Source organism: Sutcliffiella deserti (assembly GCF_020037475.1).
Classification (GTDB): Bacteria; Bacillota; Bacilli; order Bacillales; family Bacillaceae_I; genus Sutcliffiella_A; species Sutcliffiella_A deserti.
This window is the reverse complement of record NZ_JAIQDB010000001.1, coordinates 415766-429634: the sequence shown is the minus strand read 5'-3', so window position 1 is coordinate 429634 and position 13869 is coordinate 415766. Positions and strand designations below refer to the sequence as shown.

The 13869-nt window shown below is 38.2% G+C and carries 10 protein-coding genes; all 10 read left to right on the top strand.

The annotated features are described in order from the left end of the window. The first annotated feature begins 31 nt into the window (after positions 1-31). Positions 32-1573: an acyl-CoA carboxylase subunit beta gene (locus tag K9B36_RS02025; RefSeq protein WP_223700329.1), complete on the top strand. Its 1542-nt coding sequence runs from the start codon at positions 32-34 to the stop codon at positions 1571-1573. A gap of 169 nt (positions 1574-1742) precedes the next feature. Further along, positions 1743-2843: a 2-dehydropantoate 2-reductase gene (locus K9B36_RS02020; protein ID WP_223700328.1), complete on the top strand. Its 1101-nt coding sequence runs from the start codon at positions 1743-1745 to the stop codon at positions 2841-2843. Positions 2844-2886: 43 nt separating this feature from the next. Beyond that, positions 2887-3276 carry a DUF3397 domain-containing protein gene (locus K9B36_RS02015; protein ID WP_223700327.1) on the top strand — a complete coding sequence of 130 codons (390 nt, stop codon included), beginning with the start codon at positions 2887-2889 and terminating at the stop codon, positions 3274-3276. A gap of 104 nt (positions 3277-3380) precedes the next feature. Beyond that, positions 3381-5009 (top strand): bacillithiol biosynthesis cysteine-adding enzyme BshC, encoded by a 1629-nt coding sequence (gene bshC, locus K9B36_RS02010; RefSeq protein WP_223700326.1) that lies wholly within the window; start codon positions 3381-3383, stop codon positions 5007-5009. A 573-nt stretch (positions 5010-5582) separates the two neighbouring features. Then, the gene (mraZ, locus tag K9B36_RS02005; protein ID WP_223700325.1) at positions 5583-6014 is read left to right on the top strand and encodes a division/cell wall cluster transcriptional repressor MraZ; all 432 of its coding nucleotides are present in this window, start codon (positions 5583-5585) and stop codon (positions 6012-6014) included. A gap of 215 nt (positions 6015-6229) precedes the next feature. Then, positions 6230-7171 carry a 16S rRNA (cytosine(1402)-N(4))-methyltransferase RsmH gene (rsmH, locus tag K9B36_RS02000; RefSeq protein ID WP_223700324.1) on the top strand — a complete coding sequence of 314 codons (942 nt, stop codon included), beginning with the start codon at positions 6230-6232 and terminating at the stop codon, positions 7169-7171. 29 nt (positions 7172-7200) lie between these two features. Continuing rightward, positions 7201-7560: a cell division protein FtsL gene (gene ftsL, locus K9B36_RS01995; protein WP_223700323.1), complete on the top strand. Its 360-nt coding sequence runs from the start codon at positions 7201-7203 to the stop codon at positions 7558-7560. Between the two features lie 5 nt (positions 7561-7565). Then, positions 7566-9785 (top strand): penicillin-binding protein, encoded by a 2220-nt coding sequence (locus K9B36_RS01990; RefSeq protein ID WP_223700322.1) that lies wholly within the window; start codon positions 7566-7568, stop codon positions 9783-9785. Positions 9786-10136: 351 nt separating this feature from the next. Continuing rightward, on the top strand, positions 10137-12077 hold the full coding sequence (locus tag K9B36_RS01985) for a stage V sporulation protein D (RefSeq protein ID WP_223700321.1): 1941 nt from the start codon (positions 10137-10139) through the stop codon (positions 12075-12077). 271 nt (positions 12078-12348) lie between these two features. After that, the gene (locus tag K9B36_RS01980) at positions 12349-13818 is read left to right on the top strand and encodes a UDP-N-acetylmuramoyl-L-alanyl-D-glutamate--2,6-diaminopimelate ligase (RefSeq protein WP_223700320.1); all 1470 of its coding nucleotides are present in this window, start codon (positions 12349-12351) and stop codon (positions 13816-13818) included. The last annotated feature ends 51 nt before the right edge of the window (positions 13819-13869 follow it).

The window sequence follows — 13869 nt, the reverse complement described above, 5'->3', positions numbered from 1 at the left end:
AACAACAATAGTATGAAAGCGGGGAATCCTCATGATTAAAACAAGTGATCTGGATCAACAATTTCAGGAGACAGTAGATAATATTAAAAGTGGCGGCAGTGAAAAATACCATGAAAAGCTAAAAGAGCAAAATAAATTGTTTGTTCGGGACCGTCTAGCTCTTTTATTCGATAACGGGGAGTACGTAGAAGACGGCCTGTTTGCGAATAACAAAGCGGAAGGGTTGCCGGCTGATGGAGTGGTAACGGCCGTAGGGAAGATAAATGAACAAACAGTTTGTGTCATGGCCAATGATTCAACTGTAAAAGCAGGTTCTTGGGGAGCGAGAACGGTAGAGAAAATCATCCGTATTCAGGAGACAGCAGAAAAGTTGATGGTTCCGATACTCTATCTTGTAGATTCAGCAGGAGCTAGAATTACAGATCAACTAGATATGTTTCCAAACCGTCGTGGAGCAGGGAAGATATTCCACAATCAAGTTAAGCTTTCAGGCATGGTCCCGCAAATTTGTCTCCTATTTGGACCTTCTGCCGCAGGAGGAGCGTATATTCCTGCTTTCTGCGATATCGTTGTGATGGTAGACGGGAATGCTTCTATGTACTTGGGATCACCTCGAATGGCAGAAAAAGTTATTGGTGAGAAAGTGACATTAGAAGAAATGGGTGGAGCAAGAATGCATTGCTCCGTAAGTGGTTGTGGAGATGTGCTGGCAGCAACAGAAGAAGAAGCGATTCAACATGCTCGAAGATATCTTAGTTATTTTCCAAGCAGTTATCAGACTAAATCAAAAGATACAGATTCCATCGAACCAAAGGTGGGAAGGGACTTATCGGATATAATTCCGGTTAACCAAAACGCTCCGTTTGATATGTATGAAGCAATCGACCAATTAATTGATAAAGACAGCTTTTTTGAAATGAAAAAATTATTTGCTCCAGAGTTAATTACAGGTTTTGCTCGAATCGATGGGAAAGTAGTTGGGATTATTGCAAACCAACCAAAAGTTAAAGGTGGGGTGCTCTTCGTCGATTCGGCTGATAAAGGGGCAAAATTCATTCAGCTGTGTGATGCTTACCATATTCCACTGCTTTTCCTGGCTGATGTACCAGGTTTTATGATTGGTACAAAAGTAGAGCGGGCAGGTATTATCCGCCATGGTGCCAAGTTAATTGCTGCGATGAGTTCGGCGACTGTTCCAAAGATTTCCGTAGTAGTAAGGAAGGCTTATGGAGCTGGTTTATATGCAATGGCAGGTCCCGCATTTGAACCTGACTGTTGCATTGCGCTGCCTACCGCCCAAATAGCGGTTATGGGGCCAGAAGCAGCAGTAAATGCAGTATACTCAAATAAAATCAATCAAATCGAAGACCCAAAAGAAAGAATTGCTTATGTTCAAGAAAAGCATCAGGAATATAAGGAGCATATTGATATTTATAAATTAGCCTCTGAATTAATAGTAGATGATATTGTTCCTGCAAAAGACTTGCGAAATGTGTTGATAAGTCGTTTTCATCATTACTCAAGCAAGCAGTTGACGTTTAGTCATCGTAAACATCCGGTTTATCCTGTGTAGAAAATCTACTAAGTTGCTGACTCTTTAATAAGAGTCAGCTTTTCTTTTTCAATTGCCTCAGCTATCGATGAGCTTGTTGAGTGGGCATTTTAAGTGAAGGCTCTGTTAAAGTTGCCTGTTAATTATAATGCTATTCTAGCGATGATTTGAGCAAAAGGCGGAGGGCCCTGTGGAACGCGCAGCCTTTTGCGGAAATCAACAGCGGCGTTTAACGCAGCCTAAGTGGAAAACAACAGTGTTTTTAACGCATCAAAAAATAAAAAAGTTTTTATTAAAACTAGTACAAAAAAACGGTAAATTGATACAATATAAGGAACTAGGTGAAAAGAAGGGGATATTGATGAAAATAGGGATTGTAGGTGCTGGTGCCATAGGTCTTTTTTACGCATATCAATTGTCACTTAACTTTCCTGTAACTTTATATGTGAAAAGGGAGGAACAGCTCCTAGAACTACAACAAAAAGGAATAAAGCTTTATGGTAACGAACAGTTTACAGGAGAACAAACTGTAAGGGTTAAGCAGCTTCATTTAAATGACAAGCTAGAAGAAGAGGTTATTATATTAGCTGTAAAACAATATGCACTTAAAGACCTTATGACAGCTCTAAAAAATTGCAGATCAGATCAAACGGTGCTGTTCTTGCAAAACGGGATGGGACACCTCAAATTACTGAATTTAATTTCAACTCAACGAATCCTATTAGGAGTTGTGGAGCATGGGGTGAGAAAAATTGACGATACTTCAGTACAATGGACTGGTAAAGGGAAAACGAAAATAGCCGAATATGAAGCAGGGAATTCACACTCTCCTTTTTTAGAAGCATGGAATAGAAGCTTATCTGCTAGTTTTCCACTTGAAATCTGTTTAAGTTATGAAAAAATGTTAAAAGAAAAACTAGTAGTGAATGCTATTATAAATCCTTTTACCTCTATCTACAGGGTGAAAAATGGAGAATTGCTTAGCAATCCCTTTTTTTATCAGGCAATGGAAGCCTTATATGAAGAACTCTCCTTTTTAATACCAAAAGAATCGAAGGAAGATATGTGGAGTAATATAGTGAGTATTTGCCGGAATACAGCAGGAAATTGGTCGTCTATGCAACGTGATATTGAGTATGGAAGGGAAACAGAAGTGGAGGCAATATTAGGGTATATATTATTTCTTGCAAGGGAACAAGGAGAAAAAACACCCCTTACAGAATTCATTTATACAATAGTAAAAGGCCTTGAGGTGAAAAGTATAGAATCATTCAAAGATGCTAAGAGGTAATAAAAGAGAAAACATTATAGGTTAAAGAGAGAGGTAGAAGGTAATGTCTAATCTATTTGCAGGCTTTTTCGCAACAATTGTGACTGTTCCCGTTTTTGCGATGTTAATATTCTATGTTTGTGCAAGGTATTTGACGAAAAATAATAAAAGATCGTTTCATGTGGCAATAGATACCTCTACTTTTTTCTTCATCCTGTCTGTTCATTTTTTAGTAATTAACATTTGGGGGCAATCCTATTTATGGATCATTCTGATGCTGCTTGTAGGAATCGCCGCACTTATGGTTGTAACTCACTATAAAATAAAGCAAGAAATTAATTTCAGACGAGTATTAAAAGGGTTTTGGCGATTTAATTTTTTATTGTTTTTCTTTGCCTACTTTTGCCTGACACTATTAGGTGTGATAAAAAGAATTTATGAGTCGTTTGTATAGCATGTTGACTTAGATACCTTTAAGCAATATTTTTTGAAACGAAAGAAATCAGTGCTATACTCATGTAGATATGTCCATTTGAACGATTAGAAAGGAAGTACTTTATGAATATAGTAGAATTATCGCTTCCTACTATCAATAAGTTTTCATCTGCTTATTTATCTGAAGAGGAAAGCATCCATCGTTTTTTTACTTATAATCCATTTTCCGAAAACACATATGAAATTAGAAAAAATGCTCTCACACATAGAAGCTTTAGAAGAGATGAACTCTCCGATCATTTATTAGGCTTTAATGAGAAATATCAAGCTGGTGAACAAACATTACATAATATTGAAAAGTTACGCAGGGATGATGCATTAGTGGTTGTTGCGGGGCAACAGGCAGGCTTATTAACTGGACCGCTTTATACTATTTCTAAGATAATCAGTATCATTAAGCTTGCGGAAGAACAAGAAAGCAAATTGGGAGTTCCTGTTTTACCGGTGTTTTGGATTGCAGGTGAGGATCATGATTATCAAGAAATCAATCATATAAATGTTCCCCAAAACAACAATATTGAAAAGATTGCTCTACATATGAAATCTGCAGGGAAAAAGATGATATCTGAACTTGATTTTCATAAAGGCGATATTCAGGAGTGGGTTAATAAAATACTCCATACCTATGGTGAAACTCCCTATACGAAAGATATTAAAGCGCTTTTAAATCAATCGGTAGAGTCTTCTTCGAGTTTAGTCGATTTTTTCGCACATTTAATCACTAACTTATTCAAGGGAACCGGACTTATTTTGGTTAATGCATCAGATCCAGGACTTCGTAAGCTGGAGACCCCTTATTTTCATACATTACTTTCAAAGAATCGGGAAATTACTGCCGAAGTAACAAAAAGCCAAAACAAACTGGTGGATTTAGGACATACTCCCATGTTGGAGGTTCAACCTGATTCCATGAATATTTTCTATCACTTGCATGAAGAAAGAGAATTGCTTTACTGGAATGAGGCTTCACAGACTGCAATTACCAAGAATTCATCCGTGGAATTTAGTCTTGAGGAATTGTATGAAAATATTGAAAAACATCCAGAACGTTTCTCGAATAATGTAGTTACGCGCCCGATTATGGAAGAATTCTTATTTCCTACACTTGCTTTTATCGGTGGACCTGGAGAAATTAGCTACTGGGCCGAGTTGGAGAATGCCTTTAAAGTTGTAAATCTTGAAATGCCTCCAGTAGTGCCCCGACTTAGCTTTACAATCGTTGAGCGTCATATTGATTCCACTATTAGAGAATTAGGTGAAAATTTAGAAGGTATTCTCAAGGAAGGCTTAGAGGATAAGCGGAAAGCATGGTTGGCGGAACAAGAGCTTGATGAAACGGTGAGTCAAATGGAACAACATATGAAGGAATATCTAGAGGTGCACCATAAGTTTAAGGATACGAGTAAGGTGCTCATGCCGCATTTGCAGTCTAATTTTGAAAAGAACTGGAACTTGATTGATAGGCAATTTCTCTATATTAAGCGTCTACTTGAACGCTCAGCATATGAAAAGCATGAAAATATCATGAAGAAATATCATCGTGTTGAACTGGCATTAGTACCAAATGGAATTCCTCAAGAGCGAGTATGGAATATATACTATTATTTAAATGAGTATGGACTCGATCTAGTTAATCGACTTTGTGAAATACCAATGAAGCATAACGGCAAACATAAAGTTGTATTCATTTAGACTCTATTCGGAAAGCTCATTGCTAAAGTCCGTAAGGCAGTTTTTTTCCTGCCCGATTAATCGTAACACCGAGTTGCGGCTTTACTCCCAGAAAAGAGCACGAAACGGGAATTAAAACGAGATATAGAAGCGGTAATCTGTGAAAAAACAGTTACCAATAAGCAAAGCAGAGAAGCAACTAGATTTGGTTGCTTTTTTGTTTTGCTTTTTTTTGTTTAGGTTGTGTGAAGTCAGCTGATGATTGGAGCAAAATGGGGAGACTCTAACGTCCGACCGAGGTATTTAACATAGACTTAAAAAAATTTTTTAATTTAAATTTTGACATTTCAAAAAAATGGAGTGCCATTAAGGGGCATATGTTGAAGAAAGATAGGTGATTATGTTTTTTGTTAGTCAAGAATAGCCACGTTAGTGCCAAATTCGTCCTTTTGTCAGAAAATGTTGTAAAAAGATGAAAAACGAAAAAATATTAGGCTTAAAGGATTTTCTTTTAGGGAAGAGAATAGTACAATATAATAAGTGGTGATAAGTGGGGGATTGTGGTGAGAAGTAGAGGAAAGGTGGAGAAGCTGTATGTTCATGGGGGAATATCATCATACTATTGATATAAAAGGGCGTATGATTGTTCCGGCTAAATTCCGTGACCATTTAGGCGAAGCCTTTGTTCTAACAAGAGGACTAGATAAATGTCTTTTCGGCTACCCACTATCAGAATGGAAGACTGTTGAAGATAAGTTAAAACAGTTACCACTTACTAAAAAGGATGCACGTGCTTTTACACGGTTCTTTTTCTCAGGGGCTACAGAGTGTGATTTAGATAAGCAAGGCAGGGTAAATATTGCCTTGCCACTTGTTCAATACGCTCAATTGGAAAAAGAGTGTGTAGTAATTGGCGTATCAAACAGAATTGAGATTTGGAGCAAAGAGAACTGGAACCTATTTGTGGAAGACTCAGAAGATTCCTTCGCTGAAATTGCAGAAAACCTCGTAGACTTTGATTTATAAAGGCTTTCCGTATCATTTTTTGCGTTTGCGCCGGTTACCACCACCTACATTTAATAAATATAGCAAGGCTTATAACAATAAAGAGATTTTATAAAAAGGGTTAATTATATCTCCCGTAAGCTTAGTTTGGATAAAAGCACTTAACGGTGGAAAAATTAGTTAAGGAATAAACATCATTCGAGAAAAACAGCTTTGAGCTAGAAAGGCGGTGGAAAATGTTTCACCATGTTACAGTGCTTTTAAATGAAGCAGTAGAAGGTCTTAACATTAAAGAAGATGGTATTTATGTAGATTGCACCCTAGGAGGAGCAGGTCATAGTTCAGAGATAGTCAAAAAGCTTTCTGATAAAGGGAGGCTTGTAGCTTTTGATCAAGATGACAGTGCGATAGAACATGCAAAAGGGATACTACATAATTATCTCGATCGTGTCATCTTCATAAAAAGTAATTTTAAATATTTGAAGCAAGAATTAAACGAAAGAGGTATTACCAAAGTAGATGGTATACTATTCGATTTAGGAGTATCTTCGCCTCAACTTGATACACCCGAGCGAGGGTTTAGTTACCACCATGACGCACCGCTGGATATGAGAATGGATACTTCAAGTCCATTTAGTGCTTATGATGTCGTAAACGAGTGGCCTTATGAAAAGTTGGTGCGAATTTTCTTCCAATATGGAGAAGAAAAGTTCAGCAAACAAGTCGCAAGGAAAATCGAAGAGTATCGAAAAAATAAGCAGATCGAATCAACTTTTGAGTTAGTAGAAATTATTAAGGCTGGGATACCTGCTCCTGCAAGACGTACAGGCGGCCATCCTGCTAAACGAATATTTCAAGCTATCAGAATAGCTGTGAATGATGAATTAGGTGTTTTTGAAGATGCGATTCATCAAGCAATTGACGTTTTAAAGCCAGGCGGAAGAGTAAGTGTCATTACATTCCATTCCTTGGAGGATAGAATGTGTAAAGTTGCTTTTAAGGAAAAAAGCCAACTGCCTCAGTTGCCCCCAGGCTTGCCCATTATACCTGAAGGCTTCGAGCCTATATTAAAACTGATAACACGAAAACCTATTTTACCAAGCGAGGGTGAATTAGAAGAAAATAATCGTGCTAGATCTGCAAAGCTGAGAATTGCTGAAAAGGTTAGAGATAAGTAAAAAACAAAAATGGAATTGGGGGAATGGAAGTGAGTAACTTAGCACATAAAATCCAAAGACAACATGAGGAACGTCGGCAGGAAGCACCTAAAAAAAGTCCTGTTATCAAAAAACGCTCAAAGATAACGCTTGGGGAAAAAGTGTTAGGGTATATGTTTATTGGGGTGCTGGCATTTGGATCTATCCACATTATTTCGAATAATAATACAATCTATCAGGTTAACAATGAGATACAAATGTTAGAAGGTTCAGTGGCAACTCAAATTAATAAAAACCGTGAACTTGAGCTACTAGTTGCTGAAGAGAGCAGTTATGAGCGAATCTTAGAAAAAGCTAAGAACCTTGGGCTTTCATTAAACGAAAACAATGTGAAGAATGTTAGGAATTAGATGCTATGCCCAACATTATTCATAAAAAAAGAATTCATCTAGGAGCCGCATTTTTACTTGTAATCTTTGCGTTGCTCTTTTTTCTATTAATAGGACGTTTTTTCTATTTACAAGCAACTGGCGAAGTTAAAGGGCACAATATGGCTGTCGCTGCAGTCGAAAAATATAACGTTAATAAACATATTGAGGCAAGTAGAGGGACGATATATGATCGAGTAGGTGATCCGATTGCGGAGGATACCCCTTCATTTAATTTGGTAGCTGTTCTGGATGCCTCTTTAACCACCAATGAAAAGAAACCACAACATGTGGTTGATCCAAAAGAGACAGCAAGTAAATTAGCTCCCATTCTCGAAGTGGAAGAAAGTGAGCTTATAAAGATTCTTACAAAGCCAAAGAAGCAGGTTGAGTTTGGTTCAATTGGACAAGACCTTTCTCCTTCTATCAAAACACAAATTGAAGAACTTAAACTACCTGGAATAACTTTTCTGGATGGAAAAAAACGTTTCTATTGGAACGGCGTATTTGCTAGTCATGTTATTGGTTTTGCAAGACCAAATGATAAAGGTGAGGTAAGTGGCGTAATTGGGTTGGAGAAAATGTTAGAAGAAGAACTAATAGAGCAGGATGGCAACTATACAGTAAAAACGGATAGTAAAGGTACCATTCTTCCTAAAGATGCAAATGTATCCTATGTGCCTGCTATTAATGGGAAAGATGTTCATTTAACATTAGACAAAACCATCCAAACTTTTCTAGAAGAAGCAATGAATGAAGTGAATGAGAAATATAGTCCAGAAAAAATAATGGCAATTGTGGCGGATCCTAAAACAGGCCAAATTTTAGCGATGGGTTCACGACCAACATTTGACCTTAACACACGCGAGGGTCTCACAGCTAACTGGAACAATGACACAATTTCATATCGATATGAACCTGGTTCTACAATGAAGATATTTTCCTTAGCGGCTGCTGTGGAGGCTGGTGTTTATAATGGTTCTGAGCTTTATCAATCAGGTTCATATAGGCTTCCAAATGATCCTATCCCTATAAATGACCATAATAGTGGAGCGGGATGGGGATTGATTTCCTTTGACGAAGGAGTGCAACGGTCATCCAACGTAGCTTTTGCCATTCTTGCAGATAGAATGGGAACTGAAACGCTGCTTGACTATATAAAAGCTTTCGGAATGGATCAACCAACAGGGATTGATCTACCAGATGAGGCAACAAGCAATATTAACTACCACTATCAACGAGACCGTATCTCTACTGCATTTGGTCAAGGTTCTGCATTCACACCAATTCAGCAAATTCAAGCCGCTACAGCCATTGCAAATGACGGTAAGATGATGCAGCCATATGTTATAGATAAAATAGTAGATCCAAATACAAATGAAATTGTGCTTGAAAACAAGCCGAAGGAAAAAGGGCAACCTATTTCACAAGAGACTGCCAAGAAGGTAAGATCTATACTAGAATCAGTAGTGAGCTCTGAGAACGGTACCGGACGTCCCTATGCAATTGACGGATTTACTGTTGCAGCAAAAACAGGAACCGCACAAATCCCTAAAGCTGGTGGTGGTTATTTACATGGCCATGGGGAATATATCTATTCAATAACAGGAATGGCACCCGCTGACGACCCTGAGCTTCTTATCTATGTGGCGGTAGAAAAGCCAGAGATTGCTCAACATGAAAACGGTGCAGGTCCAGTATCAGGAGTTTTTAACAGTGTTATGCGCAGAAGCTTACAATATTTAAGTATAAAACCAGAGAAGACTAATGAAAACGAAGAGATAAAGAGTGGGATAAAAGTTCCGGATTTAATTGGACAAAACGCCGCAAATATAGTTTCTGCAAATGGTGGGGAAGATTCATTGAACTATGTAATGCTTGGAAAAGGCTCCAAGGTAATCAAGCAAATCCCTGAACCAGGTCAATCGGTAATTAAAGCAGAACGAGTATTATTATTAACGGAACAGGCACCACCAATTCCTGATTTAACAGGCTGGAGTTTAAGGGATGTTAGAAAATTAACCAATCTACTAGAAACAAAACCTAATATAATTGGTAATGGCTACGTGCACAAACAAAACATTGCTCCGGGCACTAAAATAAACAAAGAGGATCATCTTATCATTGAGCTGAAATCTAACCGACCTCTTCCTGAAAGTGAAGAAGCGGAAGACATGAGCGAAGAAGAAAGAGATGCAGAGAGTTGACTTTTTATCTAATCCGAATTTTTTTACTTAAGGAAAAGAGCTCGACATCACGATTATAACGGGTTGTACCGATTAACGTAAAAGAAACAACTAATGCGGTAACACCTCTAATAAAGGCGATATTGCAAAAAGAAATATTCATTTCTTTTTGTAATATCTGCCTTTTTTTTCTTCTGTAGGTTGGGTTTGCATAAAATCTTTCTGAATTTATCTCTGCTAAAAAAGAGCAGGTATGTTAATCTCTATTCCGCCAATTGCTCTCCTACTTTAAACACACAGCCATTTATGAAAGTTCTATCCCGTCTTGTACAAGCATATATTACTACGAATATTAAAGGAGGTTCATATGTTATGCGCGTATCTCATGTAACGGTTCGGAGAAGGTTAACTATCGTTTTGCTTACAGGTATTCTATTATTCAGCATCATAGATCTGCGTCTTGGGTATGTACAATTTGCACTTGGAAACATGTTAACGGACCGAGCAAAGGATTCTTGGAGTCGTAACATCCCTTTTGAGCCAGAACGTGGAGACATTCTTGATCGAAACGGTGTGCCTTTAGCAACTAACATCAGTGCACCTAGCGTGTTAGTTGTGCCACGGCAAATAAAAGACCCTAACCAAACAGCTGAAAAATTAGCAGCTGTCTTAAATATGTCAACAGAAAAATTGTACAAGCAGATTACTAAAAATTCTTCGATGGAAAGGATTAATCCGGAAGGGAGAAAAATTTCGCATGAAAAAGCTAAAGAGGTTCGTGCTTTAGACCTTAAAGGCGTCTATATTGCAGAGGATTCAAAGAGACATTACCCTTTTGGAAGCTATCTATCCCATGTCCTTGGTTTTGCTGGAATAGATAATCAGGGGCTAATGGGACTTGAATTATACTATGAAGAGCAATTAAAGGGTGATAAGGGGCATGTGCAGTTCTACTCGGATGCAAAAGGACGTCGTATGCCTGATATTCCTGATGACTATGTTGCTCCTGTAGATGGGTTAGATCTTAAATTAACGATAGATTCACAAGTACAAACCATTATTGAAAATCATTTAGATTTAGCATATGAACAATATAATCCGGATGGAATTATTGCGATTGCAATGGATCCTAAAACAGGTGAGATTCTTGCGATGTCTAGTCGTCCCGACTTTGACCCTGCTGAATTCCAAGAAGTTCCACCAGAGATATACAATCGTAATCTTCCTGTATGGAGTTCTTATGAACCAGGTTCGACCTTTAAAATTATTACTCTTGCTGCTGCATTGGAAGAAAACAAAGTGAATTTATCGAAAGATACCTTTAACGATGCAGGAGCAGTAAATGTTGATGGCGCAAGACTTCGTTGTTGGAAAAAGGGTGGGCATGGTCACCAGACTTTTCTAGAAGTAGTTCAAAATTCATGCAACCCTGGTTTTGTAGAATTAGGGCAACGATTAGGAACAGATAAACTTTTCGATTATATTAAATCGTTTGGCTTTGGAGAAAAAACGGGCATTGACTTACAAGGTGAAGGAAAAGGAATTCTTTTTAAACCAGAAAATGTTGGTCCCGTTGAGCTTGCAACAACAGCTTTTGGGCAAGGTGTGTCGGTAACACCTATTCAACAAGTAGCTGCCGTAGCTGCTGCAGTTAATGGTGGGATTTTGTATACACCTTATATTGCGAAAGAATTTGTAGATCCAATAACAGGGGAGGTTGTATCTAGAAATACGCCTACCGAAAAAAGAAGGGTAATCTCCGAAGAAACCTCGAGTCAAGTTCGTTACGCACTTGAAAGTGTTGTTGCTCAGGGTACTGGTCGGAATGCTTTTGTGGAAGGGTACCGAGTCGGAGGGAAAACTGGTACGGCCCAAAAAGCGTTAAATGGTCGCTATATGGAAAATAATCACATCGTTTCTTTTATTGGATTTGCACCAGCTGATGACCCGCAAATTGTCGTGTACCTTGCCATTGACAACCCTAAAGGTACCGTTCAGTTTGGTGGAGTTGTAGCAGCCCCAGTTGTTGGGAATATAATGGAGGAAAGCCTAAATGCACTTGGTGTTGATAAGAGAAAAGGACAAATTGAAAAAGAATTAAAATGGCCGGATGTACCTCTAGTAGAAGTTCCTGATTTAAAGGGAATGTCCAGAAAAGAACTAATTCAGCAGCTTGTTACCCTTAAACTGGACATAAGTGGAGACGGTGAAACCGTTGTGCAACAATCTCCACAACCAGGAACAAAAGTTAAAGAAGGGTCTACTGTTCGGGTGTTTATGTCTGGTTCAAGTAAAAGTGAGAAAGACCAGTAAAATAAACGAAGAGCCTTTCTAAAGCTCTTGGTTTATTTTCTCTAAATAGGATAGAATGGTGATAGAAGGAAATTATAGGCGATCCTACCATTCTGATTCTTTTTGGCAAATCAGTTATAAATCAACCAAGTGCTTACCGAATAATACTTATAGAAAGGCGCTCAGCTCTCTTGATAAGTAGTGTCCATATAGTATAAACTGTCACTAAACTCTTTTGTTAATCCTACGTTCTTGAGCTTGCGTTTTCCTATGTAGAGGGGAATGATTCCTTATGAAACTCCAAAATTTAATAAAGTATTTACACCGTTATCAGGTATCCTCTTCCATAAATCCAGAGATCACTTCTGTTGTAATGGACTCCCGAAAAGCAAAACCGGGCAGTTTATTTTTTTGTATAAAGGGGTATACGGTAGATGGTCATCAATTTGTTGAAGAGGCGATTCAAAATGGTGCAGTGGCAATTATTGCAGAGCGGGTCTTACATGTTTCAATTCCTGTAATCGTTGTACCGGATACCAAAAGAGCGATGGCTATTTTGGCCGACATCTTTTATGGTCAGCCGACACACAAAATTCATATGATTGGGATAACTGGGACGAACGGTAAGACAACCACTTCACATATTATTGAATCTATATTCCAAAAACACGGTCAAAAAACAGGGTTAATCGGTACAATTTATATGAAAATAGGAAATCAGACGAATCCAGTTCGAAACACTACGCCTGACGCACTGACGTTACAAGAGACGTTTCATCATATGGTACAAAGTAACGTTGAGACAGTTGTAATGGAAGTGTCGTCTCATGCCTTGCATATGGGACGTGTGTATGGGTGTGATTATGATGTAGCTGTTTTTACAAACCTGACTCAAGATCATTTAGATTATCATAAAACGATGGAAGAGTACCAGTTTGCAAAATCCCTCTTGTTTTCCTCTTTAGGTTATTCCTATAATTTAGAAAAACCTAAATTTGCCGTGCTAAATGCAGATGATCCTGCTAGCGCATGCTTTTCACAGGCTACAGCGGCACAGGTTATTACGTATGGAATAAAAAACCCTAGCGATATTATGGCTGAAAATCTCGAAATGACTGGAAAAGGTACAAAGTTTGACTTAGTTTATGACAATAAAATCATTCCTATTCAGTTAAAATTAGTGGGTGAGTTTAGCGTGTACAATGTTCTTGCTGCGATTGCTGCTTCGCATGTATCAAATATCCCTATGGACACCATTGTGTCAGTTGTAGAAGAGATGGAAGGTGTCCCTGGCAGATTTGAAGTGATTGATGAAGGTCAGAATTTCACGGTAATCGTAGATTATGCCCATACTCCTGATAGTCTTGAAAATGTATTAAAAACAACTAGGACCTTAGTGAAGAATAGAGTAACATGTGTGGTAGGATGTGGAGGGGACAGAGACCGGTCCAAAAGACCTTTGATGGCAAAAACAGCAGTAATCCATGCTGATCGAGCGATCTTTACATCTGATAATCCTCGCACGGAGGATTCCAATCAAATTTTCTCTGATATGAAATCAGGAGTGACAAACAGGTCTTATGAAATTATAGAAGACCGAAGAGAAGCGATTTTCACGGCGATTAGGGAAGCTAAGGCGGATGATATTGTTCTGATAGCAGGAAAAGGACATGAAACGTATCAATTGATAGGCAATCGTGTTATAGAATTTGATGATAGAAAAATCGCACGAGAAGCCATATTCTCCAGAAATGATTCATAAACTATATATGGTTTGAGCCTGAATTAAAACCATTCACTTTTACCTGCCGAT